At 39.3% G+C, this 24,239-nt stretch carries 29 protein-coding genes; 6 read left to right on the top strand and 23 right to left on the bottom strand.

Going from position 1 to position 24,239, the window contains the following annotated elements; all coding sequences use genetic code 11:
* Positions 1-321: 321 nt before the first annotated feature.
* From AAEU28_RS14520 to AAEU28_RS14470, 11 genes are all read right to left on the bottom strand, one after another.
* Entirely contained in the window at positions 322-1,236 is a 915-nt protein-coding gene (locus AAEU28_RS14520; protein ID WP_421964787.1) for a DUF6731 family protein, read from the bottom strand.
* Between the two features lie 146 nt (positions 1,237-1,382).
* Complete coding sequence (locus AAEU28_RS14515; protein ID WP_421964786.1) at positions 1,383-1,802, bottom strand: hypothetical protein; 420 nt, start codon at positions 1,800-1,802, stop codon at positions 1,383-1,385.
* Between the two features lie 474 nt (positions 1,803-2,276).
* Positions 2,277-2,501: a DUF6429 family protein gene (locus AAEU28_RS14510; protein WP_095728844.1), complete on the bottom strand. Its 225-nt coding sequence runs from the start codon at positions 2,499-2,501 to the stop codon at positions 2,277-2,279.
* 121 nt (positions 2,502-2,622) lie between these two features.
* Positions 2,623-3,069 (bottom strand): hypothetical protein, encoded by a 447-nt coding sequence (locus AAEU28_RS14505; protein ID WP_421964785.1) that lies wholly within the window; start codon positions 3,067-3,069, stop codon positions 2,623-2,625.
* Between the two features lie 109 nt (positions 3,070-3,178).
* Positions 3,179-3,658, bottom strand: a complete 480-nt coding sequence (locus tag AAEU28_RS14500; RefSeq protein WP_421964784.1) for a hypothetical protein — start codon at positions 3,656-3,658, stop codon at positions 3,179-3,181.
* 118 nt (positions 3,659-3,776) lie between these two features.
* Positions 3,777-4,184, bottom strand: a complete 408-nt coding sequence (locus tag AAEU28_RS14495; protein WP_421964783.1) for a UPF0158 family protein — start codon at positions 4,182-4,184, stop codon at positions 3,777-3,779.
* 122 nt (positions 4,185-4,306) lie between these two features.
* A complete protein-coding gene (locus tag AAEU28_RS14490; RefSeq protein WP_421964782.1) occupies positions 4,307-4,699 on the bottom strand; it encodes a DUF4279 domain-containing protein in 393 nt (130 codons plus the stop codon).
* Positions 4,700-5,527: 828 nt separating this feature from the next.
* Positions 5,528-5,824, bottom strand: a complete 297-nt coding sequence (locus tag AAEU28_RS14485; protein ID WP_421964781.1) for a hypothetical protein — start codon at positions 5,822-5,824, stop codon at positions 5,528-5,530.
* 107 nt (positions 5,825-5,931) lie between these two features.
* Positions 5,932-6,141, bottom strand: coding sequence for a hypothetical protein (locus AAEU28_RS14480; RefSeq protein WP_284242516.1), 210 nt, complete (start codon positions 6,139-6,141; stop codon positions 5,932-5,934).
* A gap of 128 nt (positions 6,142-6,269) precedes the next feature.
* A complete protein-coding gene (locus AAEU28_RS14475; RefSeq protein ID WP_421964780.1) occupies positions 6,270-6,581 on the bottom strand; it encodes a hypothetical protein in 312 nt (103 codons plus the stop codon).
* A gap of 453 nt (positions 6,582-7,034) precedes the next feature.
* Complete coding sequence (locus AAEU28_RS14470; RefSeq protein WP_421964779.1) at positions 7,035-7,499, bottom strand: TerB family tellurite resistance protein; 465 nt, start codon at positions 7,497-7,499, stop codon at positions 7,035-7,037.
* Positions 7,500-7,641: 142 nt separating this feature from the next.
* Here AAEU28_RS14470 and AAEU28_RS14465 point away from each other — a divergent pair, with 142 nt between their 5' ends.
* Positions 7,642-7,944 (top strand): hypothetical protein, encoded by a 303-nt coding sequence (locus tag AAEU28_RS14465; RefSeq protein WP_421964778.1) that lies wholly within the window; start codon positions 7,642-7,644, stop codon positions 7,942-7,944.
* A 12-nt stretch (positions 7,945-7,956) separates the two neighbouring features.
* Here AAEU28_RS14465 and AAEU28_RS14460 read toward each other — a convergent pair whose 3' ends face one another.
* The 6 genes from AAEU28_RS14460 to AAEU28_RS14435 all read right to left on the bottom strand — a co-directional run bounded on the left by AAEU28_RS14460 (position 7,957) and on the right by AAEU28_RS14435 (position 15,313).
* The gene (locus tag AAEU28_RS14460; protein ID WP_421964777.1) at positions 7,957-9,300 is read right to left on the bottom strand and encodes a sensor histidine kinase; all 1,344 of its coding nucleotides are present in this window, start codon (positions 9,298-9,300) and stop codon (positions 7,957-7,959) included.
* A 22-nt stretch (positions 9,301-9,322) separates the two neighbouring features.
* Complete coding sequence (locus tag AAEU28_RS14455) at positions 9,323-10,654, bottom strand: sigma-54-dependent transcriptional regulator (RefSeq protein WP_421964776.1); 1,332 nt, start codon at positions 10,652-10,654, stop codon at positions 9,323-9,325.
* A 75-nt stretch (positions 10,655-10,729) separates the two neighbouring features.
* Entirely contained in the window at positions 10,730-11,938 is a 1,209-nt protein-coding gene (locus AAEU28_RS14450; protein ID WP_421964775.1) for an ABC transporter permease, read from the bottom strand.
* Between the two features lie 9 nt (positions 11,939-11,947).
* On the bottom strand, positions 11,948-13,261 hold the full coding sequence (locus AAEU28_RS14445) for an ABC transporter permease (protein ID WP_138481305.1): 1,314 nt from the start codon (positions 13,259-13,261) through the stop codon (positions 11,948-11,950).
* 1 nt (position 13,262) lies between these two features.
* Entirely contained in the window at positions 13,263-13,967 is a 705-nt protein-coding gene (locus tag AAEU28_RS14440; RefSeq protein WP_058032267.1) for an ABC transporter ATP-binding protein, read from the bottom strand.
* An 89-nt stretch (positions 13,968-14,056) separates the two neighbouring features.
* Complete coding sequence (locus tag AAEU28_RS14435; RefSeq protein ID WP_421964774.1) at positions 14,057-15,313, bottom strand: efflux RND transporter periplasmic adaptor subunit; 1,257 nt, start codon at positions 15,311-15,313, stop codon at positions 14,057-14,059.
* A gap of 404 nt (positions 15,314-15,717) precedes the next feature.
* Here AAEU28_RS14435 and AAEU28_RS14430 point away from each other — a divergent pair, with 404 nt between their 5' ends.
* Entirely contained in the window at positions 15,718-16,203 is a 486-nt protein-coding gene (locus AAEU28_RS14430; protein WP_421964773.1) for a SixA phosphatase family protein, read from the top strand.
* 89 nt (positions 16,204-16,292) lie between these two features.
* Positions 16,293-16,757, top strand: a complete 465-nt coding sequence (locus AAEU28_RS14425) for an SRPBCC family protein (protein WP_421964772.1) — start codon at positions 16,293-16,295, stop codon at positions 16,755-16,757.
* A gap of 5 nt (positions 16,758-16,762) precedes the next feature.
* Here the strand turns inward: AAEU28_RS14425 and AAEU28_RS14420 are convergent, their stop codons facing one another.
* On the bottom strand, positions 16,763-18,223 hold the full coding sequence (locus AAEU28_RS14420) for a PLP-dependent aminotransferase family protein (RefSeq protein WP_421964771.1): 1,461 nt from the start codon (positions 18,221-18,223) through the stop codon (positions 16,763-16,765).
* An 80-nt stretch (positions 18,224-18,303) separates the two neighbouring features.
* Positions 18,304-19,179, bottom strand: coding sequence for a hypothetical protein (locus tag AAEU28_RS14415; RefSeq protein WP_421964770.1), 876 nt, complete (start codon positions 19,177-19,179; stop codon positions 18,304-18,306).
* A 175-nt stretch (positions 19,180-19,354) separates the two neighbouring features.
* Between AAEU28_RS14415 and AAEU28_RS14410 the strand changes: the two genes are divergently transcribed.
* The 3 genes from AAEU28_RS14410 (at position 19,355) to AAEU28_RS14400 (ending at position 22,314) form a co-directional block, all read left to right on the top strand.
* Entirely contained in the window at positions 19,355-19,954 is a 600-nt protein-coding gene (locus AAEU28_RS14410; protein ID WP_421964769.1) for a GNAT family N-acetyltransferase, read from the top strand.
* 173 nt (positions 19,955-20,127) lie between these two features.
* Positions 20,128-21,669: a methyl-accepting chemotaxis protein gene (locus tag AAEU28_RS14405; protein WP_421964768.1), complete on the top strand. Its 1,542-nt coding sequence runs from the start codon at positions 20,128-20,130 to the stop codon at positions 21,667-21,669.
* Positions 21,670-21,855: 186 nt separating this feature from the next.
* Complete coding sequence (locus tag AAEU28_RS14400) at positions 21,856-22,314, top strand: hypothetical protein (RefSeq protein ID WP_421964767.1); 459 nt, start codon at positions 21,856-21,858, stop codon at positions 22,312-22,314.
* 35 nt (positions 22,315-22,349) lie between these two features.
* Here the strand turns inward: AAEU28_RS14400 and AAEU28_RS14395 are convergent, their stop codons facing one another.
* Genes AAEU28_RS14395 through AAEU28_RS14380 form a run of 4 tightly spaced genes read right to left on the bottom strand, consistent with a single transcriptional unit; the run spans position 22,350 to position 24,189 of the window.
* Positions 22,350-22,607 carry a DUF2999 family protein gene (locus AAEU28_RS14395; RefSeq protein WP_421964766.1) on the bottom strand — a complete coding sequence of 86 codons (258 nt, stop codon included), beginning with the start codon at positions 22,605-22,607 and terminating at the stop codon, positions 22,350-22,352.
* A 56-nt stretch (positions 22,608-22,663) separates the two neighbouring features.
* Positions 22,664-23,383, bottom strand: a complete 720-nt coding sequence (locus tag AAEU28_RS14390) for a substrate-binding periplasmic protein (protein WP_421964765.1) — start codon at positions 23,381-23,383, stop codon at positions 22,664-22,666.
* Positions 23,384-23,410: 27 nt separating this feature from the next.
* Entirely contained in the window at positions 23,411-23,725 is a 315-nt protein-coding gene (locus AAEU28_RS14385; protein ID WP_138481324.1) for a hypothetical protein, read from the bottom strand.
* Between the two features lie 5 nt (positions 23,726-23,730).
* On the bottom strand, positions 23,731-24,189 hold the full coding sequence (locus AAEU28_RS14380; RefSeq protein ID WP_421964764.1) for a nuclear transport factor 2 family protein: 459 nt from the start codon (positions 24,187-24,189) through the stop codon (positions 23,731-23,733).
* Between the last annotated feature and the right edge of the window lie 50 nt (positions 24,190-24,239).

The raw sequence follows: 24,239 nt of genomic DNA, 5'->3' as shown, positions 1-24,239 counted from the left end.
GGGATAAACAATACAAGCAAGAACGTAAAACAGACGAATAGTAAAAGCCCCATAGTTACATGAAGCCTACCAACTAGCTTGGGTAAATATCCTGTCATTGTAGTATTGCGCACAAGTTTGTTATCTTTTGCGGATGCAAATAGGGATATGGATGCCATAACAAAGCCAAATAAAATCCCCGATAAGGTTGAGACAGCTGAAGCTATAGGCTGAATTTCTTTACTTGTTAATTTAGAAATTATTGGCCAAGAAAACCAGCATAGTGCCAATGTGACACCTATCACTAACCAATAGTAATGTTTCTTAATAAGTTCCATAGCATTAAGCCAATCTCGCTTGGTTTAAGTCGCCAAAATAATTAACTAGTTCATTTTCTTTTTCTAACCTAGCTTCATCAAGTGCTGACCACATTTCAAACGCAGGAGGATACCTGCCTTCCACTTCAATAGGTTTAGTATAAAATAAACGGTCTGCAACAAGATCTACAGGGTGCGTTATTAAAGTTTCATCGTTTTCTAACAATAACTTGCACTTTTTGACATCAAATTTAGTTTGAAGTTCTCTAAGTGCGCCCTTTAAAGTGGAGGCTAAATATCTTTCTTCCGCTACATCAGAGCGAGCATTGCCTCTTAAAGATAAGTTTAAAACCGCAGTACCTGTGCCGTTTAAAGTCGAAATTATAGAGTTATTAAAATCATGCTCTACATCGTTAAATAACTCTGGGTTTGTTGGTCTAGCAATGGCGAATTCAGCTGTTCTTATTTGCACATGGTTGTTCATTAACCACTGTAAATCCGCAGCTTCAATTATAGGATTTAAAACAGTTACATAGGCAGATTCTGTGAGGTATTTCCCCATGTTTGCGCTACTAATACAAAAGTGATTACGCTGAATTATGAGTACAGAGTAATCAGAGTAAAATGTAAAATAAGCTTTTTCTAAGAGATTTTCATTAGGGGCAAGCGAAATTTCACGTTCTTCCCCACCAATTATTGCAGCATGTGGTAAATCATTCGCTCTATGTTTACCAATAATACCCTTAAAACCATAAGCCGTAGACTCTATGTGCCTTAGTTCATAGCTATTTGAACCAATAATTTTTACGGTGCTATCTCCATTGTCAAACTTCGTTAGCATTGCATTCAATATTTCGAATGTCGTCTTCGGCTGTGCATTAGGACTGGAATTAGTCGTTGAGCACCCATAAAAGTCAAAATTATAATTTTTTTGTGGCATAAATAAATTTTCCTTAAAAACTCAACGATTGTAGATTTAACAACATAACGCCCTGTTAATGGGCAAAATATAGTTGGCTAGAATAAGCGACGAAGGAGCAAAAGCCAACTGTATTTTGTCCTTGTTAAACAGCTTGTTAGGTGTACTTACACGTTTTGCGTATACGGTTTTATACCAATTAACTCAGAAACACCTGAACCCGATTTTAAAGCTAATTTGATAGAGGATACAAAGGCATCCAATGATAAAGCTTCAAATTGAACGGTAAATTTTGCAGTACATGCGGTGTCATTTGACAGAGAGACTAATACAGCCGTATGACCAACAGAATCGAAGCAATGAAATTTAAGCTCACAATGCCCATAAGATGAATCAACGTCACCAACTTTAAAGCTGACTTCATCTGAATTAGATTGAGGAAAAGTTGATAATTGCTCAGCTAGTTTTTCAAACATTTGAGCATTTATATATTGCTCAGTTTCTCCAGCGAAGGTTTCATTGCACGCCTTTACCCATATTTTCGCTGGGTCATCTCGTAAAAATTCGATCTCTAATCTGGGCTGCATCCGCATGTACACCTAACGCCGTTGTAACCGGCAAAAAATTGTTGGCTAAAATGTGAAGCGAAGCGTAGCAGCCAACAGTTTTTTGTCCGCGTTGACAACCTTGTTATGCGTTGACACACAAAATTAAAAGCGCTTGCGCCTGCACCAATAAGCCAAACTTTAAAATTTAAAAACACCCACCAAACCCAAAATTGCAAAGAAGCGTTCTACTGGTGAATGATGATTCTGGTCACAGCTTAAATTGAAAAACGAAAAGCCAAGACCAGCTTAAAACTTAATTACGCCACTGTACCTAAAAGCTGATTTGAAGGAAAGACTTGAGATGAAAACCGCATTAAATACAGCGATTTAATGTGACGCATAACGCCGCAAATAAACGGCAAAAATTAGTTGGCTAAAATTTGTGAGGCACGAACAAAGCCAACTGGTTTTTGTCCGCCATTTTAATTTGCTTTGTTATATGACCAATAGCTTCTATTTTGAAAAAAGCTTTTTGAATAGCTCTTCGGATTGCTTAATGCCTTCATCGGTCAATTGCACTGACTTAGCCTTACCAACCGGATCACAAATTAGACCTTTTTCATGAAGCCTATTCATAACTTCCCAGTCAATTTGTTTCCAAGCTCGGCCATAGTCATGCAAGGTGAGATGTAATAAAGCTAAAGCTGCTTCATCTATTTTATTTTCATCTATATCCATTCAAAACTCCAAAGCCTGATGGGCATATAACGCTTGCCGTAAACGGCACAAAATAGTTGGCTATAATTTGCGACGCAGGAGCACAAGCCAACTGTTTTGTGTCCACGGTTTAACGGCCTTGTTATATGCCACATTTCTCAATCCATTTTTGAACAAATTTATTAAATCCTGGAGCATATTGCCAAAGCATAATAATAGTTTTTTTATTTGAGTCTAGTAACGCAAGAACGTCCATGTCAGAGTATTCTTTATAATTTTTTAGATCATGCCACTTAAAATATATTTTTTCGTTTGAGCCTTCAATCTCGACACCGCTGTCGTTATAAGTAATCTTAAAGTTAATTGTTTTTAGAAAAACACTAGCTAAATAAGCACACCTTATGCAGTACACCCATGAAACCAAAATAATTATGACGAGAAATAGGCTAGAGTGAAGGTTGGATTCAATTTCTCCCAAGTAGAGCAAAAAGAAAAACGCGGTTAAGCCTGCACCACTTATTGCAAGAGCAAAAAACATTGCTGTTGAAATGTAAATAAATATTTTATGTAGCAATGGGTGGTGATACACGATGCCTCCGTGGCATATAACGCTTGCCTAACCGGCGCGAAATAGCAGGCTATATTTAGCGACGAAGGAGCGCAAGCCTGCTGTTTTGCGTCCGTAGTTTAGGCACTTGTTATATTTCATTCTTTACGCGTTCCCATTCTTTCTTTAAGACTATTTGAGATTGCTCTATGGCTAACTGATGTGACTTCCAAAATGCCGCATCACTTTCCGTCGAACTACCTGATAACAGTGCATTGTGCATCTCTGTTATAAACACGACCAATTTGAGATGGCTTTCTTCATTAGGATTAATATATAAATTCAGCTTATTAATAGACTCTACAATATATTGATATTCAGCATCGCTTCGGTCTTCGAATCCAGACGCCCAATAATGAGAACATTTACCAGTTATATCTGCTAATAGCACTCTTAATTCATTAATCCATGTTTGACGAATAGGTGCAATAATTTGCTTGTTTGCAATACGTAAATTATTCGCATTTTGTTTTTTTGAAATCCGGATTGAGATTAGGGGGCCAACCACTACTGCTAGAATCGCAACTACAAGCGATAGAAAAGGTAGCAAAGACTTGGCAAATTCGAACATTATTTCTCCCTGAAATATAACGCCCTGTTAACAGGCAAAAAATAGTTGGTTAAAATTAGCGACGAAGGAGCAAAACCAACTGTTTTTTGTCCTTGTTTAACAGCTTGTTAGCTGCTGATTATATAATACCTTGTTCTGTACACCATTTTCGTAATGCTTCTTCAGTGCGCTTTGCTTCAAATTCATACCATTCTTCAATTTTATCAGCGCTCTCTAGTAAAGATTTGAACCTTGCATAAGCACCTTTACGATTAAAGATTGAACGTACTTTTTCATATTCTGTTGGTAAGTATTCTAGAGTAAAATCGAAAGCGAGTTTATTACCAAGGTTCAATTCATTTTTATGAGGGATAGCCAAGTATTTTTCATCATTAATATCGTCTGGTAATTCCTCTTCATTATCACCAAACTCAGAATAAAAATATGTTTTGCCTGATTCTTTACAAATGTACCCTTCATGATCAAGTGGTGAACCAAAATTGACGAGTTCAAATAGATCTAAAACATCGCTAAATTTAATATTCATACTGACCTCTGATGTGCGACTAAGCAGCTAACGCCTAATTAACAGGCAAAAAATTGTTGGCTAAAATAAGTGAACGTAGTGAACAAAAAGCCAACTGTTTTTTGTCCTTGTTTAATTTCTTGTTATGCAGATTCATCGTCAAAGTAAATGTCCCAAGATATATTAAGGTTTAATGAAACAAGCCTATTCATTAAATCCACAGTCATTGATGGGCCACCTTGACCATTAGAGTCCCAAAAACAAAATATGTCAGTTGAACAATTTAACTTGTGCAAATTACTCATAACTTCGAGTTTATCTTGCAGGTTATTTAGGATTATCTCAAGGTGCTCTACATTATCAGTTGAATCAGATAAATCCTTAGTAGAAAAAGCCCAATAATTAAATTCTCGCTCATGCTTATATTTGGAATCATGATTAATAGCTTTAACCTTTGTAGGATTAAAACCAATTAAGTCCGTGATTTTTTCAGGCGACAGTTCAGAAGAGAAAATCCTTAATGTCGCATAGGTCAATGTACATGCCATAGTTTGAGTTTAACTTATCTGCATAACGCCCGATTAACGGGTAAAAAATTGTGGGCTAAAATAGAGCGAAGCGAAAAGCCCGCAAGTTTTTTATCCCTGTTGAATTGCTTGTTATGCGTTGACGCACCGCTTTTGAAGCGCTTGCGCCTGCACTAATAAGCTAAACTTAAAATTGAATAACCCTCACCAAACTCAAAATTGCAAAGAAGCACTCTACTGGTGAATGACCTTTCTGGTCACAGCTTAAATTGAAAAACGAAAAGCCAAGACCAACTTAAAACTTGATTACGCCACTGTACCTAAAAGCTGATTTGAAGAAAAGACTTGAAGCAAAAACCATTTTAAAGACAGCGATTTAAAGTGACGCATAACGCCGTTGTAACCGGCAAAAAATTGTTGGCTAAAATGTGAAGCGAAGCGAAACAGCCAACAGTTTTTTGTCCGCGTTGACGACTTTGTTATGCGTTGACACTCAAATTTAGAAGCGCTTGCGCCTGCACTAATAAGCCAAACTTAAAACTTAAAACACTCACCTAACCAAAAATTGCAAAGAAGCGCTTGACTGTTGAATGACCTTTCTGGTCACAGCTTAAATTGAAAAAAGAAAAGCCAAGACCTACTTAAAAATTGATTGCACCACTGTACCTAAAAGCTGATTTGAAGGAAAGGCTTGAAGTAAAAACCGCATTAAAGACAGCGATTTAAAGTGACGCATAACGCCTTACTAATTGGCGCACAAATGCTTGGCTAAAATTAGCGACGAAGGAGCGCAAGCCAAGCGTTTTGCGTCCTTTTAAGTAACTTGTTAGCAGTACATTAATCGCCGACAAAAATTACGCTTTTACCATTGCTTTCGGCTGACTCCAAAACAGAGATAAACTCTGAAAATAGAGCGGCACTTTTACCGTACTGTGGAGCAACAGAGCTAAGTATATCTATTAAATTTTGAAGCCCTGATGAGAACTTGGTATCGGAATATTGATCTATGACTAAGCCAGTTTTAGCTTTAAATATCTCGAACGCTTCATTGAATAATGACCATTTCTCAGAATCAATTGCGTAAATCCATTCCTTTGGTTGGCCATTTTCCATTATGTGTAAATCTAGTGCCATATTTCCTGTACTGCTAACGCCCCATTCAGGGGCTTTTAATTGTTGGCTAAAATAACGAACGCAGTGAGGAAAGCCAACTGTTAAAAGTCCCGCACTGCAATGGCTTGTTATATGCTATTTAAAATCAAAACCAAGCCTTTTGTTACCGCAACAAATATAGCTAAACCAACCATAATTTTCGGTAACTTTGGGTAATTACCTATCATGTATTTTAGAGCTGGAGATTTATCTACTGTTCCAAGTTTTCCGCTGAAATGCAAAGCACCCATAACGCAAATTAAAATCACCAATAATGTATTGTATGGTTCAGGCAACATCTATTCTTTCCATGGCATATAACGCCTTAATAAACGGCGAAAAATAGCAGGCTAAACTAAGCGAAGAATGAGCGCAAGCCTGCTGTTTTGCGTCCATTGTTTAATTAATTTGTTATAAGGGCAAAACTCTATTTATTTGAGATTGAATACCAAGCAAAGAAAATTAAAAATAAAGCACTAAGCTTCAAAGCAATTAAAAAAGTAACCCCAATTTTTGAACTAGAATCAGAAAACCCAACTTTCATTTTTGAACTACTTGATTTTGGTTGCTCGATCAGACCAATACTTAATACCTCTTTAGCAAGTAATGTATAGTCATTGCTATCAGTAATACTTATTTTCCCGTTCCGTAATTTCCACATAAAGCTTGAAATGACATATAAAATAAAACCAACTCCCGTGACACTAGCCATGGTAAATAGAGAGAATAAGAACTCCATATATTTTCCCTGTAATAAGCTATTACTGAAAAAGATTAGAGGAAAAAGAACTATATAGAGCCAGTAATGCTTCACTGCTAATGAAACTATTTTCACCCAAAAAGATGGGAATAGAAGAACTTTCAATTGATTAATACTCCGCCCCTGCTAAAGCCCTTATAACAGCTTATTCTCTCCCAAATTGCCTGAATAAATACCGACAAAACGGGCTATATTACGTGTCCCAATATTCACACAAGAAAAGTTCATTGTAAACATGAGTTTAGAATGTCCAATTTTGCTCAGTTGTGAAAACTGGACAAAACGCGCTGTAATAATGTTATGCGTCAAAAATAAAATTCTGTATATAAAAACAGTGTTTTATTTTGATGTTTTTTGTGAGGTAGTTAAATTGATATTAGTGCATCATGATTGAAGGCTGAGAGTCTAAACAAACTTGCAAAGTAAACTTGATTAGATACCTAAACTCTCTTGCACACGTATTTTAGCTGCCACAAAATCTACATGCGCTACATACATCAAACTCGATATTTTACGAATGATGTGATCTTCATAATCATCTAAATGACCATCTGCAAAAGCAACGTGCCATAACAACTCGATCACTTCCATACGTTCTTCGTAGCTTGTTTTCGCATTCACTTCTTTTACAAATTGGTGCAAATCTAGCGCAGCTTCAACCATAGGTCTTACTTTATCTATCAGAACTTTAACCTGGCTTTCATCTAGCTCACACTGTGTTTTTAAAATTTCGGCAATCTTATCTAATTCCGATTGCTCAATTTTGCTGTCAGCGCGCATGACTTCAACTAAGAGAGCTGCAAGTCCAGTATTAAAGTCGATTGAATTCTCAGGCTGATTGGTTTGCTGTAATTCATTACTGAAGTCAGCTAATAATGCTTTAAGCTTTTTAAACACTAGTATGTCTCTGATTGTTCTATATAGTTTGATTATATCTCTGTTCTTCAAATTATATCGACTCATAAACATTTTCTTACAGTATTTAGGGACTCAATGACATACACTCGCCATTCTACATTTTGGAATTACATGGATGCATATGAAAACGCTTATCTCTGCACTACTTTTGACTCTTTTAGCGGGGTGCGTTTACGTACCAGAAAACGCACATAGCTATGATGAAAAATGTAATGTCATGCGTAAAAAGAAGGTGTTAGCCCTAGAAGAAGCAATCCCCATGGCAAATTGCTCAAATGAGGCATGTGCGCTATTAATGGCTAGTTATGGTTTAGTGACTGCAGCTAGCTTTGTGGTATCAGGTAGTATTGTGGTTATTTCTAACACCGTGTATTGGCTCGAAAAGCCCTCTGATTGCAAACCAGAGGAAACAAACATCAACTAAACTAAAATCGAGTTAACTTGGGAAAAACACCTGAACAACTAAGCCCGTTTTCCCATCACCTCGGTTATGCAAACTTAGTTGACCATGATGGGCTTCTGCGATTTCTCGACAAAGCGCAAGCCCCAAGCCGCTTCCACTTGCTTTGGTTGAATAAAAAGGTACAAGGGCATTCGCCATAACCGCTTCACTCATACCTTTACCTGCATCACTCACGCTGAGTAATGCACCTTGAGATTTAGCTTCAATTTTTACTTTAATCTGTTCTGCTTCTGAACCCGATTCATGCGCATTTTTAAGCAAATTAATAAGAAGCTGCTCTAGCTGAACTCTGTCTGCAAGGCATTCAACGTTTGGGATATCCCCTTCAATACTAAAAGCCCACTCTTGCTTAACACTGTTCAATAAACTCGACCAATCAATTACTTCGAGTTTTGGCTGAGGCAATTTGGCAAACTTGCCGTAACCTTGAACAAACTCATTCAGGTGATTTATGCGCTCTTGCATGGTCGAAAATACTCGCCCTAGCCTTGGTTCATCCAGGTTTTGCGTCAGTATTTTTCCACTGTGTAACATAGACGACATAGGGCCTAAAGAGTTATTGAGCTCATGACTGATGATACGTATTACTTTCTTCCATACTGCCACTTCTTGACGACTCAGTTCACGTGTAAGCTGTTTAAAAATATATAAACGGTGACTATGGTTATTTAACAAGAACTGTCCGGTTGAAAGGTGCCAAGTTTGGGCTTCGTCATCATGCTTTAATTGACTATCGTTTGAATGTGCGTGCTTTAGGTGAAATAGTCCATCTCTGCCTGCTTCCATCGCGTTTTGAATTTGCTCACTGCCAAAAGCATAGAGTTCGTTGCGAGTCAGACCTTCAAGTTTCTGCTCACTATTAAATAACAGTTTGGCACTGTGATTACTGAACACCACATAATCGTTACTGTCTATTAAAACCAAGGCTTGAGGCGATGACTGTAGCACTTTATCGAGCATCAATTCGCGCTGATAAATCCATTGTTTTTCTTGTCTAAGTTGCTCGGCGGTTTGATTGTAAGTGTGGCACAAACGCCCAAGCTCATCGTCTTCACTGTATGCAAGTAAACTCGAAAACTCACCGTCTTTGAAATTCAACAAACCCGTTTCTAGCGCTTTAATACCTGAGTTCACAGGCTGAGTAATTAGGCTACTGACAAACCAAGCCAAAACGATGGCTAAACTAAAACTAATCAGACTAAGGGTACTCGAAGCGCCAAGTACAAGTAAAACAGGCACTAACGCCAATACCACACTTAACATTGTTGCTAACTGCAATTTATGACGAGTACTGAGATTGGCTGTGAGTGATTTCATAAAGGTTATCGTTTTAATTTTATTAGTAGTCGATATCGAATTTTTGTAAACGCCTATATAGCGCTTGTCGTGAGAGCCCAAAATGTCTTGCTACTTTGGCAACAACCCCTTGGTATTCTCGCATTGCAGCCTCTATTTCATCTTTATTGGGTTCTTTGTTAGTATTTGTTTGCGTCACGTTTTGTGTTTGGTTTAAACCAAAGTCGGTAAACTCCAGTGCGCCACTTGGCTTTAGAACAGCAGCCCGCTTACAGGCGTTTTCAAGCTCTCGGACATTTCCCGGCCAAGCATAGCTCGTCAGAGCCTGCTCAGTAGCCAATCCAAATTCTCGCTCTGGCAAGAAATGTTTTATAAGTGGAACGATGTCGTCTTTTCGCTCACTCAGCGGTGGCAGCCTGAGCTCTATGACATTCAGTCGGTAATATAAATCTTCTCTAAATCTGCCTGCTTTTATGTCTTGTAATAAGTCAGCGTTAGTTGCCGAAATAACCCGTACACTGACTTTTTGTGTTTGCACTGAGCCTAAGCGCTCAAACTCACCCGTTTGTAGGACTCGCAATAATTTCATCTGACCAGATGGAGGAAGGTTGCCTATTTCGTCCAAAAATAACGTGCCACCATCCGCAGCTTCAAAACGGCCAATACGCTGTTTATTAGCGCCTGTGTAGGCACCTGCTTCTGCGCCAAATAGCTCGGCCTCGATTAACTCGCTGGGCAATGCGCCTGCATTTACCTTAATAAAGGGTTTATCTGCCAGAGCAGAGTTTAACTGTACAATTTCGGCAATGCGCTCTTTACCACTGCCATTTGGCCCTGTGATCAATACCGACACGTCTGACTTAGCGAGTTGCAATGCCATATCTACCACTCGCTCCATGGCTGTACTCGTATACACAAGGCCAGCCAGATTTGCCTGTTCATGGACAGAGTGTCGCTCATCTTGTTGTCGGTTAAATGTATCGTTGTCTTGTTTGGCTTTACCCAGTTCAATCAAATTTGCAATGCTGGTCAGTAATTTATTGTCATCCCAAGGCTTGGCAATGTAATCTGCGGCGCCCGCTTTCACTAACTCTATGGCGGTTTCTAGCTCTGTCCATGCCGTGATCAGAATAATCGGTAAGTGCGCATTGAGTGCACGAAGTTGATAAAAGAGATTCTTGCCTTCTTCACCCGAAGTGGTGTCAGCGGTAAAGTTCATGTCTTGGATAGCCAAGGCAATACGTTGATAGCGAACAACTTGCTCTGCTTCGAAAGGAGTGTGTGCTGTCACAACATCATAACCATGTATTTCGAGCAATAGCGATAACGCATCAAGTACAGCTTGGTTATCGTCAATGATGAGTATTTTGTCCATGTATTTTCTTTTTATTATTCGTGCTACACCAAAGGCTTGAGTGTAGCACGAACTAAGAGGTTGAGTATTTAGAAGTTAAATTGTTCGTGTTGCGATACTTGGGTCGATATTAGCCGCACGTCTTGCAGGACCAATTACCGCTAATAAACTCATCACAAAAACGGCAACGGCTGTTATTGCAACATACCAATTCGATAACGCAGGGACTGAATAATTCGCCATTAATTGTTGCCCCAGTAACACTGCACCACATACCCCTAGTACTAAACCAGCTATACAAATTAGGCTGTTTTCGACCACAAAATAGCTGATAATCGCTGATTTGCGAGCTCCTAACGCGCGTCTTGTACCAATTTGCTTAGTGCGCTTATTAATATTAAACAAGGTAAGGCCAAAAATACCCAAGGCTGTCACTAATACTAGTACGCTGATCAATATCACTAGCATACGCATCATTAGTCGGTCTTCGGCAACATAATCTGCTTTTTTTACATCCAGCCCGGTTAAATCTTGAATAACGCGCTTTGCATAATTTGAATGCATCGCACTTTCAATTTGCTTCATCACCTCGGCGCGGCGTCCTGGCTCTGTGCGAACTAAAAACTGATGAAGCTTACCTGGGCTCACTGTCGGTAGTAATACTGATTTATCTTTACGGTTTTCAATTTTCAACCAAGGGCCTTTCATCATGCCGATAATACCGACAATTGTTAAAGGCTGGTCGCCCATATAAATCACTTTGCCTAATCCATCCTCACCGGGATACAGATCGTCCATCAATGCTTTAGTTGCCAACGCCACTTTAGGGAATTTGCTATAGTCTCGATTCAACACAACTTCATCTTCAGTAAAGTTGCGACCAGCAATTAAGTTAACACCTAAGGTGTTTAAACCGTGCTCGTCTGTTTCAAAGTAACTGGCATTAACCGATTTTGACTTTTCTGGTACGGGTTTTAATCTAAAACCCGTTGACGAACCTCCCCCCGACAGTGGCACAGCACTGATCTGAACAGCATCAACAACACCCGGCATGGCTCTGAGCATCTGCTCATCTAAATCTACCTGTTGGATTAAATCAACGTCAGTGCCAAAGGTCATTACGTTAAACTTAAAAATATTTTCTTCTTCATACCCCGTTGGCTGGTTTAAATAATCGAGTCTGTCTTTGATGATAAAAGCTGCATTGCTAACAATGGCTGTAGTAATCGCTATTTGTATTAACAACAACACTGCCCCCACTTTGGAGCGTAACAAGGCATTGAAAATAGGCTTAATTTCTAACATGTCAGGCTCCTATTGGGTTTTAAGATAAGTAGCTGGTGTGGTGTTACATACTAACCAAGCGGGGTAAAGACCGGCGATAATACACGCTGAAATGGCGATTAACGGCGCGGTCATCAGCATGGAAATGTCCATATTCGCGAGTGCATCGTAATAACTCAGGCTTTGACGTATACCAAATAGACCAACTTGCGCCACAATAATGCCAATAACACCACCAAAAAGTCCCAACATACCAACTTCAACAATGTGCTGAAAAAACACTTGTTTCTTACTTGCGCCCAGCGCTCGTCGCACGCCCACTTCTGGCGCTCGACGTAAGAATTTCGCCAGTAATAGGCCTAGAATATTAGCTAAACATACTGCCAAAAACATAAAGCTCAGTGCGACCATAATCTTGTTATCTTCGTTCACTACCTCCCAGTAACTGATCCACTGGTTTACATCTCTAAGCTTATATTCGGCTTTTTCACGCGTAAAACGTCCAGCTTTCTTTTCTTCAGCAATATAGTTTTCTAAATACGCTTCAAAAACACGTTTCTCAGAGGCATTGTTTAACTCTACCCAAAACTGTAACCAAAACTTTTCTGATTGCAGCTTGTCGTTAAAGACTTTTACAGGTTCATGTTTCCAACCATTGGTATTTCCCCAAGTGTCTATTTCATTCGCTTTGATCAATGAGAACGGAATAAAAATATGCTCTGGTTTGTTGAAAGAGCCATTGTTTAGGTCGAAATATTTTATGTGTAACTTCCAGTCTTCGATCACCCCGACAACACGCACACTTAAATCATCAAGATAAAAGGTTTCCCCTACACTATTACTCGTACCGAATAATTTTTTGCTAATGCTTTGAGAGATTACAGCGACTGGAGCTGCACTACTTTCCTGCTCTTTGCTCCATACGCCGCCATTGATGAATGACAGATTAAACATATCAAATGCATCTCTTGACGCCACGCGTGTTTGCTCTAAAAATGGTTTCACTTTATCTGAGTTTAAGTGCACCGAAAAACCGGTTTTCATCAAAGCTGCGCGTTTAAATGGTAAATCCGCGTTTAATAAATTTTCAGTATCACGATAAGTTAACTGGTATGGCATGCTGTCAGGTGACCACCAGCTTTCTCCTTCATCCATACTTTGCAGTTGTACCGCAAACAGTTTGTCACTCTTTTCAGGAATAGGGTCCATCGACATCATGTGGTAAACCGACAAGCTGGTCATTGTAATGCCAATACCAACTCCTATGGCAATTACCATTAACAGGCTTACTAATGGCGTGCGTTTAAAGCTCCGCCAACTTAGATCTATATAATGACTGAACATATTAAGCTCCTACTGCCATATTTGGATTACCCTGATATAGCGTAAAATCAGCAAGTTGGCCGTCTACTACCTGAATATTGCGCGGTGCACGACGAGCTAACTCCGCGTCGTGCGTTACCATGATTATGGTGGCGCCATCTCGGTTAATTTGTTCAAGCAGCTCCATGACTTGACGTGCCATTAAGCTATCTAGATTACCTGTTGGTTCATCGGCCAATAAAAAGCGTGGTTCACCAGCCAGCGCTCGAGCAATAGCAACTCGCTGCTGCTGACCACCCGATAGTTGCTGAGGTAAATGCTTAGCACGGCTAGCTAGCCCCACTTGCTCCAAACACTGCTCTATTCTGCGCTTGCGCTCAGCCGCTTTGATCCCGCGATAACGTAAAGGCACTTCAACGTTTTCGTACAAGTTTAAATCTGGAATGAGGTTAAAGCCCTGGAAGATAAAACCAATCTTTTGGTTACGTAAGTCCGCACGTTGATTGTCATTCAGTTTGCCAACATCAATGCCATCCAATAAGTATTCGCCACCGGTGAAGGGTTCTAACATACCTGCAATATTCAAAAAGGTCGTTTTACCTGAGCCTGACGGGCCAGTTACCGCAATAAACTCGCCTTCTTCAACGTTTAAATTAAAATCACGTAATGCATGTGTTTGTACCATTTCTGTTTGATACATCTTGCTGATATTATTCATTTTTAACATTGTTCTTTCCTTTTTAATTCGGTCTATATTCTGTTGATGATGCCTAAATGTGCTTTTTGTTATCTCTGTAATACTTATCTCAACAGCCCTTATCTCAACAATACGGCATCGGCATTTTTAAATGTGTCGTAATTTGAAATGATGATTTCATCGCCTGGTGTAAGCCCACTTAGCACTTCCACATGGTTAATACTGGTGACACCTGTGTTGATTTCGATGCGTTCTGCACGTTCACCATTTAGCTTGTAAGCCACGTAGCCGCCCGCATTCATAAATGCGCCACGCTTTACCATTAATACATCACTGCGGTTTTCTAATAAGATACGCCCTGATAAACGCTGGTTTTGACGTATATTGCTAATATCACTTTGGTTAAAGCGCACACGTGTGGTTACTTCTCGGTTATTCACCTCTGGCGAAATGGCTGACAAAGTACCTTTTACTAACTCAGTACCCATTTTCAGCTCTACTTGCATGCCGATCCCTAAATCATTGGCATAGCTTTCTGGCACTTGTAGCTCGGCTTCAAAAGCGGACAAGTCGACTAAAGTGAGTAAGGCTTGGTTTTTAGTCACCATAGCTTTAGGTTGCACCATCAAGTTACCAACAATGCCTGACACACTGGCTTTTACATTTAAGTTACTGACTTTTCTTTGAAGTTCATCAACAACTAGCTGTTGTCTTGCAACTTGGCTTTGCGATGACTGTAACTCAAACGCCAAAGTATCCTTGGCGAGCTCAACCTCTTGCTTTGCATGTTTAAAGGTCAGCTTAGCTTTGGCTAAATCATCGACGGCTTTTTCTAAATCAATTTGACTGATCAGGCTTTTCTCTATTGAGAGTTTTGCTCGGCGGTTTTCACGCTCTGCGGCACTCAGTTCAACTTGCGCCATGTCTAAAGTTTTATTTAGAGCCAATGTTTGACGCCTTGCTTCTAACTCGCTTCTGGCAAGTTCACCTTTCAGTCTGGCAAGCTCTGATTCTTGCTGCTTTAAACTGTTGTTAAGCTCCGGGCTTTCAACCTCTGCAATCACCTGCCCCTTCTCTACACTGTCACCTGCTTTCACTTGCAAAGTGACAAAGCCTTGCTCTGGGCTGTACGCTTTTGGTGCATTAGCAGCAACTATTTTACCTGTTGTCGCTACATCTCTGACCAAGTCTCCTTTAATGACCGTCGCAATTTGTAGCTGTGCTTTATCAACAGACTGACTGACATTATCGGTATTCATCATGGCGTAGCCTGCCCAAGTAACAAGCGACAGCACACCAGCAATCAACAGTACAGGTTTTAGTTTTTTAGGCTTATGTTGGACCATTTGATCTTGGCCACTGGTATCTCTGATCATACTCATTCCTTATTGATTCAAAAATTGCTCAGTGCAGCTGATAAGTAATGACATCAACAACATCAAAAGGGGTGATACAAAAAAAGCGGTCGTTAAAATCATTGTCTTGCTCCTGAGCCTATTATGTCTAAATAGATACCAAGACTGTGCCAAACTTTAAAAACCAATATTATCATATAGTTACCTGTTTATAGGTTCTTGTCCGCTTGTCCGCGGACGATAAAAGTGTCCGCATCGGACACTTTTTAACTAATACCACCCCTCTTAATTAAGTGATCTATTTTGAGGATTGGTATAAGTCACTCACGCAATGATAAAAATGCTTAAGTCATTGAAATGAAGTAATAGACTGTTAATCTAAGAAAATAACAACGGTATCTAAACTGAGATTAAGGAGTATAAAAATGAAGTTCAGTTTATTAGCGCTTATCGCATTGCTCTTTTCGAGTCAACTTATGGCACAACCAGAGCAAATCTTTTTATTACGCCACAGTGAAAAAGCCAGTGGGAGTGATCCGTCATTAACAGATAAAGGAAAACTCAGAGCCAATAACATTGCCAAACAACTTCAGTCAGCCAAACCAACACAGCTGTTCAGTACTGATTACAACCGTACTCAACAAACCATCGCACCACTGGCAAGGGCAACGTCACTCAAAGTAAAAAGTTACAACCCAAGAGAATTAGTACAATTTGCTGGTGAGTTAAAGTTATTAAATGGAGTAGCTGTGGTAGTAGGCCACAGTAATACAACGCCTCAACTTGTAAAGCTGCTTTCAGGGCACCGAGTGAACATTGAAGAAGATGAATACGATAAGCTATATGAACTACGCTTGCATGGCGATAAATACCAGCTTATTCGTCACAAAACATCAGCTAAAGAAAAGTAATATTCTCTCATCAAAGATAACGCTTTTGTAACGTGAAAAATCGACAATCTAAATCTATGCTTTATAAAAAAGATAAAGCATAGAACTTCATGAACGTTCAACAATCGATTGTTATTCCCGCAGAAAAAGAGCAAATATGGCGCGTCATTAGCGATATTCGTCATGCCCAAAAGCATATTTCTGCCATTAAAAGCCTAGTGATTCTTGAGCAACCTAAAGAGGGGCTAAAAGGCCTAAAATGGCAAGAAACCAGAACCATGTTTGGTAAAGATGCCACAGAGAAAATGTGGATCACTGAGTCACAAACCAATGTATTTTATAAGACCAAAGCACAGAGTCATGGTTGCGATTACTATTCTGAGATGAAAATTATCGAAGGCACAGATCAATGTGAACTTATTATGGGGTTTACAGGAGTACCAAAAAGCTTGTTTGCAAAAATAATGGGAAAGCTCATGTCACGATTCATGACAGAACAGCTTAAGAAAACAATGCAGGCAGACTTAAAAGACATCAAAAGTGCAGTGTTGGCAATTCATAATCTAAAAAGCTGAGTGAATTATATTTGCTCTGAAAAAATTTCGTATATACCGGCTTCTGCTTGCTCAATTGTTTGTGAAGCAAACCCTAAGCGAATATGACTTATCTCGCCATCATTTGGTTTTAAAGAACGGACTGAATTAGAGTGATAAAACTCTTCTTCCGATTGAAAATAAATGCCCTTTTCTCTGGCTCTTAATTTTAACGCAACCACATCTTGATGGCAGTTTAGCCAAAATGCCATACCGCCATCAGGCTTGATAAATGAGAGGTTTAGGTCCTGCGCTTTTAAAGCATTTAGGGTACTATTCATTGCTTCCCATCGCGCTTTATATGATTTGGTCATGCGCTTTAAGTGGCGTTCAAATTCTCCTGTCTCCATCCAGTGCGCGACCGCCAGTTGAGTAAAGACGTCATTCTTATGATTAATGAGCTTTTTTAACCCTTTTAAATGCGCTAGAACAGGTTTGGCAGCATGTAAATAGCCGAGTCTCGCTCCCGCACACATTATTTTAGAAAAGGTCGATATATAAATCACAATACCCGCGGGATCATCTGCCGCCATTGGCTGAAGAGGCCGGCACTGATAGTGAAATTCATGATCGTAATCGTCCTCTATGATCAGCACACCATGTTGATAACACAAACGGTAAATTTCAAGGCGCCTAGCTATAGGCAAGGTTACTGTGGTTGGGTATTGGTGTAATGGTGTTAGATATAGTAGCTTGATTTTTCTCAGTTTTAGCTGGGTTTCTAAGTCATCAACACATATCCCCTGCTCATCTTGTGCAATATCGACTAGTGCAGCACCACAACTCTCGAATGCCTCTCTTGCAGGCGGGTAGCCTAAGGTCTCAATCGCAACAAAGTCACCTTGATTAATAAATGCTTTTGCAACCAAGTATAAAGCTTCTTGTGAGCCATTACAGATAAGTAAATCATCTGCATTAAACGCTCTTGCCTGACCAAGGTATCTTAAAATTTGGTGCTTAAGTGAAGGTAATCCTGCACTATCTGAATAATGCATGTCATGGGCGTTGAATTGCCTCGCGGCCATACTCAAAGATTGTTTAAATTTCTGTTTAGGAAAAGCAGATAAATCAGGTAGGCCGCCAGCGAAAATATAGTCAAAAGCAGAAAGTTCAATTTCACTTGTCTGTTGTAAGGGCATCGAAAAATTATACTCAAATGGTTTTACACTTCTTTGTTTAGTATATTTTTCACTGGCCTCAATTGGTAAATGCTCACTTACAACATACCCGCTTCTTTGTATGGAAGTCAGCCACCCTTCAGCCACTAAGCCTTGTAAAGCGTTCATCACAGTGTGACGATTTACTTGGTAATAAAAAGAAAGAGCTCTGGCTGACGGAAGCGCTGTGCCAGGTAACAATGAACCTGACTGAATTGCATTGCGATATATATCAATAATTTGCAAGTATTTTGCTTTACCATCACTAAAAACAATCTCTAACGGCTGCATGATACTGTAGTTTCACAAAATTGCGTTTTCATGGTTACCAACATAGTTAATCCAACCTCACCTGCGTTCTATCGAATTAGCTATAATTTTGCAGGAGCATTAATAATCTGCCAACTGCTGACCTTGTCATTCACGTATCCAGACTGGCGATACGCTTTTTCAATTTCACCGGTTTCTTTTAAAATTGATAGCCCTTTTTGGAGCGCTTTGATCAAAGGCTGGCTTTGAGCTGTGAAACGCGCTACGGGAAAATGGCGGCTGTCAGGCATAATGATTTTTAAGTTTTTGATCGGTAGATAGGTTTGCCCATTATGTTTAAAGCTCAAATCATCAGAGTTATGAAACGGGCCTAGCATCACATCAGCTCGTCTTTTATAGAGCATATCCAACATGGTCGTGTACTTACCTGTGTGATACATACCATTAAAGTTTAATTGTTTAAGTATTTTCCAATCATGTTGCCAATTTTGATTTGAAACTGCGATTAACTTAACTAATTCAGCGGGTTGCTTAACTGACAGCACATCAACATTGTCGCTATGCGTATATAACCCAGCTTCTGCACGACCCGCTTCTAACACGGCGCTGCTAATATGCAATTTATGCTCAAACTGTTTAATCTCATTCAACCAAAGCGGAGTCGCACTTAAATGGATTGCCCCTTGCTTCATCAATTTAATTCTACGTGGCGGATGATCAACTTGAATATAGTTAATTGGTAATTTAAATCCGCCAAGGCGAATTGCTTTAACAAGCAAAGCATGTTCAACAACATCGCGAGAAGCTTTTAAGCTGCTGTAGTCGTTTACGTCTAATATGTGTCTATTGTCTAAAAACTCAAAGTACTGCTGTTTTATATCATCTTGTATAGCTATGGTTATCGTTGAGTTGTCTATTTCGGCTATGCTAGCACTGTGCCAAAGCATACAAAAACACAATAATAGTAGGCGGGTCATATCAATCCTTAATCTTCTCAACGCACTGTCATTAAATCGTAATTTACTTATTAACTCAATAATAAAAAACTATTAACACTGGTCTAGTTGTTTGTTCCGCTCTGGTTGTATTTGTTAGACCTAATAACAGCTAACTTGCCCTTAGAGATCATTGCGACGATAAGGAATTACGAAGATGTTAAAACCCATTTCATTAGAGACCGAGAAAGTTAAGCTCATTCCATTAACTGAAAATCATCTAGGTGCCCTCTTTAAAGCAGGCAGCCACCCTGATATTTGGCGATGGGTGTTTAACAATTATTGTGAGAGCGAAGAAAAGTTAGCTTTGTGGTTTAAAAACACCGCACAATTTAACCAGAATGAACAAATTGTCATGGCAATCATAGATAAAGCCTACGGTACTGTCGTTGGCACTACACGGTTATTTCGACTTGATACACACAATCATAGTGCTGAAATTGGTCATACATTCATTGCTAAGTCAGCACAAAAAACCTATGTAAATACCCATGCAAAGTATCTACTACTCAGCCATGCCTTTGAGGATTTAAACTTAGTGAGAGTTACCTTTTGTACACATGAAAATAATAAGGTCTCAAGAAATGCCATTTCGCGTATTGGTGCCAGATTTGAAGGATTAGCATACAAACAACGTAAATTACCTAACGGTAATTTTAGAAATTCAGCCATTTTCAGTATCACTGACGATCAATGGCCAGATATAAAAGCTAAGTTAACGAAACGAATGCAAGCAACTGAAACTGCACAAAACTAAATCAATTTAATTGATTTAACACAATAATAAGGGAGTCAGTTCTAATTTATGGGCTCCTTCTGATCTTCATCAAATCAGCTCTAAATTAAGTCAGTCACCTAGGTTATTTTGTTTATAAATCAACCTTATTTGACTATATTGCCCGTCTTGCATTAACAGGATGGAATGCCAGTATGAGTTCACGGCACACTCAAGAAATAACACTAACAAAAGAAACCGTTCTACTTTCAACCACAGATCCCAGTAGCAGGATCACCTATGCTAATGAAGCTTTTTGTGATGTCTCTGGTTTTAGCACCACAGAAATGTATGGTCAGCCACACAACTTAGTGCGCCACAATGATATGCCTAAAGCAGCTTTTGCCAATATGTGGCACACAATTCAAGGTGGTAACTCTTGGATGGGCCCAGTTAAAAACAAAAGCAAAGATGGCCGATTTTATTGGGTGAATGCCTTTGTCACGCCCATAAAAAATGAGCAGGGTAAGATCATTGAGTATCAATCTGTCAGAACCCATCTGGACGACAAAGTTAAAAAGCGTGCTGAACGCGCATACAAAAAAATACAAGCCGGGCAAGTTGCCAACCGTTATTACGATAGCACCAAATGGATAAGCTATGGTTTGGTTGCATCAAGCGCTATTGCTTTTATGACATTGGCCTTCACCTTTTCACCTGCCATTTTGGCGCTCGCTATTTTGCTTATGTTAACTTCATACATGCAATTGAGATGGCGTAAGCGTTATCTTTATACCCTCAAAGAGGCCAAAGAAGCGTATGATAACCCACTTATGTCATTCTTGTATTCAGGGCATAACGATGCCGTTGGTTCATTATCTTTAGCAATAAAAATGCAACAAGCCAAAGTCAGAGCGGTTGTTGGACGGGTCAATGATGAATCTCTTAGGGTAAATATTAACGCTCAAAAAAATACTCAAAGTGGGCAACAAGTCTCAGAGCTATTAAAAAAACAAAATAATGAAGTTCAGCAAATGGTGCAATGTATGCAAGACTTTACCGTCACCATCGAAGAGTTGAATACAAATGTAGAACGAGCCTCACGCGCTGCAATGGCTTCAGAGCAACACACTCAAGATGGTAAATCATCGGTAGATAAAGTTATTGATGCCATACATCATTTAGATGAGCATTTAGCTGAGGTTAACCAAGCCGTATCTAGACTGGTTGCTGGAAATGAGAAAATCCATGGCATTTTGAATGTCATCAATTCAATTGCTGAGCAAACTAACTTGCTGGCATTAAATGCCGCGATTGAAGCAGCAAGAGCCGGCGATCATGGCAGAGGTTTTTCTGTTGTCGCAGATGAAGTAAGGGCCTTGGCTCAAAAGACTCAAGCATCAACAGAAGAGATAACCCAGCTAGTCCAAGAGCTGAATGATGTATCACAAAGTGCTGTTAGCTCGATGGACCAAGGAAACCTTTTGTCTAACACCAGTGTGGAGCTTGCAAGTAAGAATGGTGAAAGCCTATCGACGATTCAGTCCCATGTTACCGAACTGGCTGATCTTAACCGTTCGGTTGCAGCCGCAATAGAACAGCAGTCCGTGGTCATTAAACAAATCAACCTCAATGTTGAGAGCGTAAGTGAACTGGCCGACTTAGGTGGGCAACATGGTCAACATTCTCATAACTTAAGCCAAGAGCTGTTAAGCCAAATCGAGCAGCAAACCAAACTCATCCAGCAATTTTGCTAACATCAAGTTGCGTGGCTTAGGTCACGCAGCGCCCACTAACCGAATATCTTTTGTACCGCATTATTTACAAATCATAAAACGGGAGAGCTTAATGCTGACCAAATACTTCATTTAAAGCCCACTCAGAGCGATCGCTTCACTGTTTTCAGCGTAATGACTTGTACCAACTCACGCGAGGCCAATACCATGCTGTACTATTTAATTACCAGTCAAAACTACAAAACCTTCAGAAACATTGAAGATAAAGTAAAAGGAATTGCCTACGTTGAGGACATTACTCACCTGTGTAACCACGAACCACATCCTTGGCACATCTGGCTGACAAATAAGGTCGCTCACCTCATTAAAGCTGAATCATTATTTGCTCTGCTAGTCGTCATTTCAGCATTTATTGCAGCTTCTATGACTAATCTTTCTACCGGTCTATTTGTGATTGGCGGAGTAGTTGTTGTGCTCTTTAGTATCTGGGTTTGCGGATTAATTGGCATCGAGCAAGTTTCTCATTATGTATCATGCCAAGATATGCTTAAAGATAAAGAGGACTCACTTGCAATGTACATTGAAGCACAAGAGGAAAATCAGGAAACAATTGAAAATATACTGAAGTCTGAAAGAGAGCTTAACTTATATAAAGTAAGTGTCTAATTTATATTAGCGGGACAAGTCCCGCTAATATAACTTTATTTCTGGTTAGATAGCTTTTCTTTTGCAGCTTCAACTTTTGCAAAGTCTAAGCCTAATTCATCTACAGCCTCTTTAATCAAGCCTGGATTTTGCATGACTAAGCCCATTAACTGCTGCAGCTTTTCTTGAGGGATACCTAGTTGCTGCACAATCCCCATCGCCATAAGTGGGTTTTCTGTTAGTGCTTCAAATAGTTGGTTAATCTGTTCATCAGCAATATTGTGTTCTTTAAGAATGGCAATAATTGGATTCATAATTTATCACTCGGAATTAGTTTATAACTATTTATGTATGGGCAAAATCATTGTTTTCAACTCTCGCCATGAAGTTTGTTATATTTATCAAGCGCTAATTGAACGCGCTTTACTAAGGCTTTATCAGTTTTAAGGCTGAATGCCATGCAAGCTCGGCGATTATCTATTTCTTTTACCTCAATGACTTTTCTGAGCATAGAGTAATCATACCCTAGCTCTTTCATCCTTTCTGAGGCGGTGTATTCAGTGTGTAAAATCAGATCTACTCTTCCACCAAGTAACTTTCTAGGTGTTGAACTAGGATCTGAAGTGAGATCTAAATTTAACCCAGGCTTAAAACCTGCATCTGTCAGATACCCTTCACTTACGCTACCACGCACGATAGAAATCACATATCGTTTCGCATCTTCGAGAGAATTGAGCTGAATATCATTTCGTGTTTTTAACGCAAATAAATACTCTTTAACAGGGGCCATTAGCGGGCAAACCCATTGAAATAGCTTTTCTCGTTCGGGCGTTCGATAAATTGAGTAGATCATGGTATTGGCTTGAGTCTTAGCCAAATGCATAGAGCGTAACCATGGATAGCTTGTTATTTTATATTCAACACCAGCATCAGACAAAACAGCCCTCACTTTGTCTGTAGAGCGGCCAACAAGGTGGCCTTCGGCATTGGTATAGTTATAAGGTAACCACTCTTCAGTCACGACATGAAGAGTTTCTGACGCTGATACCTTAATACTGAAAAATAAGGCTAAATAAAGAAAAACTTTCATTTATTCCTCAAGGCAAGTAATAGTAGCTCACCTATCAAAAAAAGCATCAACTGCGAATGCGATTAACTCATCAACTTGAGATTCAAACTCTTCTAGCGGCTTTTCTATTTTTTGAAAATAGCTATCAACTTGTCCTTGAGTGAGTTTGCGATTTAATAAAGAGTATTCTTTTTCATCTAGCAGCTTGTCATACCTTGGAACAAAAGAAAAAATAGCATAATTAGGAGGCGGTATTTTCTTCACTGCGAATTGACAAAACTCTTCTATGTAATCGATACCATCAGGACCCAAACAACCGGGTTCAACACGGTAAAGAAGTTGGATCCTCATGTCTTTGCTCATTTTACTTACCTAAAAAAGACCACCTTTTTGATTTTTCCTTTTTCAATCTGGTAGCTAGTTACAAACTCAGAACGCTTATCAACTACACCTGCTTGCTGGGTGCAAATTTCTGAGCTTTCATGATCAATAACAATACTGCCATGCACAATTCGCTTAAGCGATTTTGCATTTAAGCATTTCATTTTCTTAAACATCAAACCATAACGTTTGATTAAATCTTCTTTACCCGTAAACATGAGTTTTTGTGGGTACATGTAGAACTCTACATCATCAGCATATAAAGCCAAGAATGATTTAATGTTTTGTTGATTATAGGCAACAATTAACTCATCTATTACTTTTTCAGCTGCTTTTTCTTCTGCTGTTTTAATATTGCTTAATGCGGCCGCCTTTTCTTCAAAGGCTGGATTTGCATTAATAGCAAATGAAAAAAAGAACAAAGTGATAAAACTAAAAAATCTCATAAGTACCTAATAAAAATACAGCATAATCCTGAGCACCTTATCAAATCTCA

Source organism: Pseudoalteromonas sp. SS15 (genome assembly GCF_049257195.1).
Lineage (GTDB): Bacteria > Pseudomonadota > Gammaproteobacteria > Enterobacterales > Alteromonadaceae > Pseudoalteromonas.
The sequence above is the reverse complement of the archived record's forward strand: the minus strand, read 5'-3'. Positions and strand labels throughout refer to the sequence as shown.

What these genes read in the sequence shown, in the direction of transcription:
- AAEU28_RS14465 (WP_421964778.1), top strand. Translation starts at nt 7,642, where the DNA reads ATGAAAACGCTTATCTCTGCACTACTTTTGACTCTTTTAGCGGGGTGC.
- AAEU28_RS14460 (WP_421964777.1), bottom strand. Translation starts at nt 9,300, where the DNA reads ATGAAATCACTCACAGCCAATCTCAGTACTCGTCATAAATTGCAGTTA.
- AAEU28_RS14495 (WP_421964783.1), bottom strand. Translation starts at nt 4,184, where the DNA reads ATGAATATTAAATTTAGCGATGTTTTAGATCTATTTGAACTCGTCAAT.
- AAEU28_RS14405 (WP_421964768.1), top strand. Translation starts at nt 20,128, where the DNA reads ATGAGTTCACGGCACACTCAAGAAATAACACTAACAAAAGAAACCGTT.
- AAEU28_RS14415 (WP_421964770.1), bottom strand. Translation starts at nt 19,179, where the DNA reads ATGACCCGCCTACTATTATTGTGTTTTTGTATGCTTTGGCACAGTGCT.
- AAEU28_RS14425 (WP_421964772.1), top strand. Translation starts at nt 16,293, where the DNA reads ATGAACGTTCAACAATCGATTGTTATTCCCGCAGAAAAAGAGCAAATA.
- AAEU28_RS14395 (WP_421964766.1), bottom strand. Translation starts at nt 22,607, where the DNA reads ATGAATCCAATTATTGCCATTCTTAAAGAACACAATATTGCTGATGAA.
- AAEU28_RS14450 (WP_421964775.1), bottom strand. Translation starts at nt 11,938, where the DNA reads ATGTTAGAAATTAAGCCTATTTTCAATGCCTTGTTACGCTCCAAAGTG.
- AAEU28_RS14400 (WP_421964767.1), top strand. Translation starts at nt 21,856, where the DNA reads ATGCTGTACTATTTAATTACCAGTCAAAACTACAAAACCTTCAGAAAC.
- AAEU28_RS14385 (WP_138481324.1), bottom strand. Translation starts at nt 23,725, where the DNA reads ATGAGCAAAGACATGAGGATCCAACTTCTTTACCGTGTTGAACCCGGT.
- AAEU28_RS14420 (WP_421964771.1), bottom strand. Translation starts at nt 18,223, where the DNA reads ATGCAGCCGTTAGAGATTGTTTTTAGTGATGGTAAAGCAAAATACTTG.
- AAEU28_RS14445 (WP_138481305.1), bottom strand. Translation starts at nt 13,261, where the DNA reads ATGTTCAGTCATTATATAGATCTAAGTTGGCGGAGCTTTAAACGCACG.
- AAEU28_RS14430 (WP_421964773.1), top strand. Translation starts at nt 15,718, where the DNA reads ATGAAGTTCAGTTTATTAGCGCTTATCGCATTGCTCTTTTCGAGTCAA.
- AAEU28_RS14440 (WP_058032267.1), bottom strand. Translation starts at nt 13,967, where the DNA reads ATGTTAAAAATGAATAATATCAGCAAGATGTATCAAACAGAAATGGTA.
- AAEU28_RS14475 (WP_421964780.1), bottom strand. Translation starts at nt 6,581, where the DNA reads ATGGAGTTCTTATTCTCTCTATTTACCATGGCTAGTGTCACGGGAGTT.
- AAEU28_RS14380 (WP_421964764.1), bottom strand. Translation starts at nt 24,189, where the DNA reads ATGAGATTTTTTAGTTTTATCACTTTGTTCTTTTTTTCATTTGCTATT.
- AAEU28_RS14435 (WP_421964774.1), bottom strand. Translation starts at nt 15,313, where the DNA reads ATGATCAGAGATACCAGTGGCCAAGATCAAATGGTCCAACATAAGCCT.
- AAEU28_RS14500 (WP_421964784.1), bottom strand. Translation starts at nt 3,658, where the DNA reads ATGTTCGAATTTGCCAAGTCTTTGCTACCTTTTCTATCGCTTGTAGTT.
- AAEU28_RS14520 (WP_421964787.1), bottom strand. Translation starts at nt 1,236, where the DNA reads ATGCCACAAAAAAATTATAATTTTGACTTTTATGGGTGCTCAACGACT.
- AAEU28_RS14515 (WP_421964786.1), bottom strand. Translation starts at nt 1,802, where the DNA reads ATGCAGCCCAGATTAGAGATCGAATTTTTACGAGATGACCCAGCGAAA.
- AAEU28_RS14485 (WP_421964781.1), bottom strand. Translation starts at nt 5,824, where the DNA reads ATGGCACTAGATTTACACATAATGGAAAATGGCCAACCAAAGGAATGG.
- AAEU28_RS14390 (WP_421964765.1), bottom strand. Translation starts at nt 23,383, where the DNA reads ATGAAAGTTTTTCTTTATTTAGCCTTATTTTTCAGTATTAAGGTATCA.
- AAEU28_RS14480 (WP_284242516.1), bottom strand. Translation starts at nt 6,141, where the DNA reads ATGTTGCCTGAACCATACAATACATTATTGGTGATTTTAATTTGCGTT.
- AAEU28_RS14410 (WP_421964769.1), top strand. Translation starts at nt 19,355, where the DNA reads ATGTTAAAACCCATTTCATTAGAGACCGAGAAAGTTAAGCTCATTCCA.
- AAEU28_RS14510 (WP_095728844.1), bottom strand. Translation starts at nt 2,501, where the DNA reads ATGGATATAGATGAAAATAAAATAGATGAAGCAGCTTTAGCTTTATTA.
- AAEU28_RS14455 (WP_421964776.1), bottom strand. Translation starts at nt 10,654, where the DNA reads ATGGACAAAATACTCATCATTGACGATAACCAAGCTGTACTTGATGCG.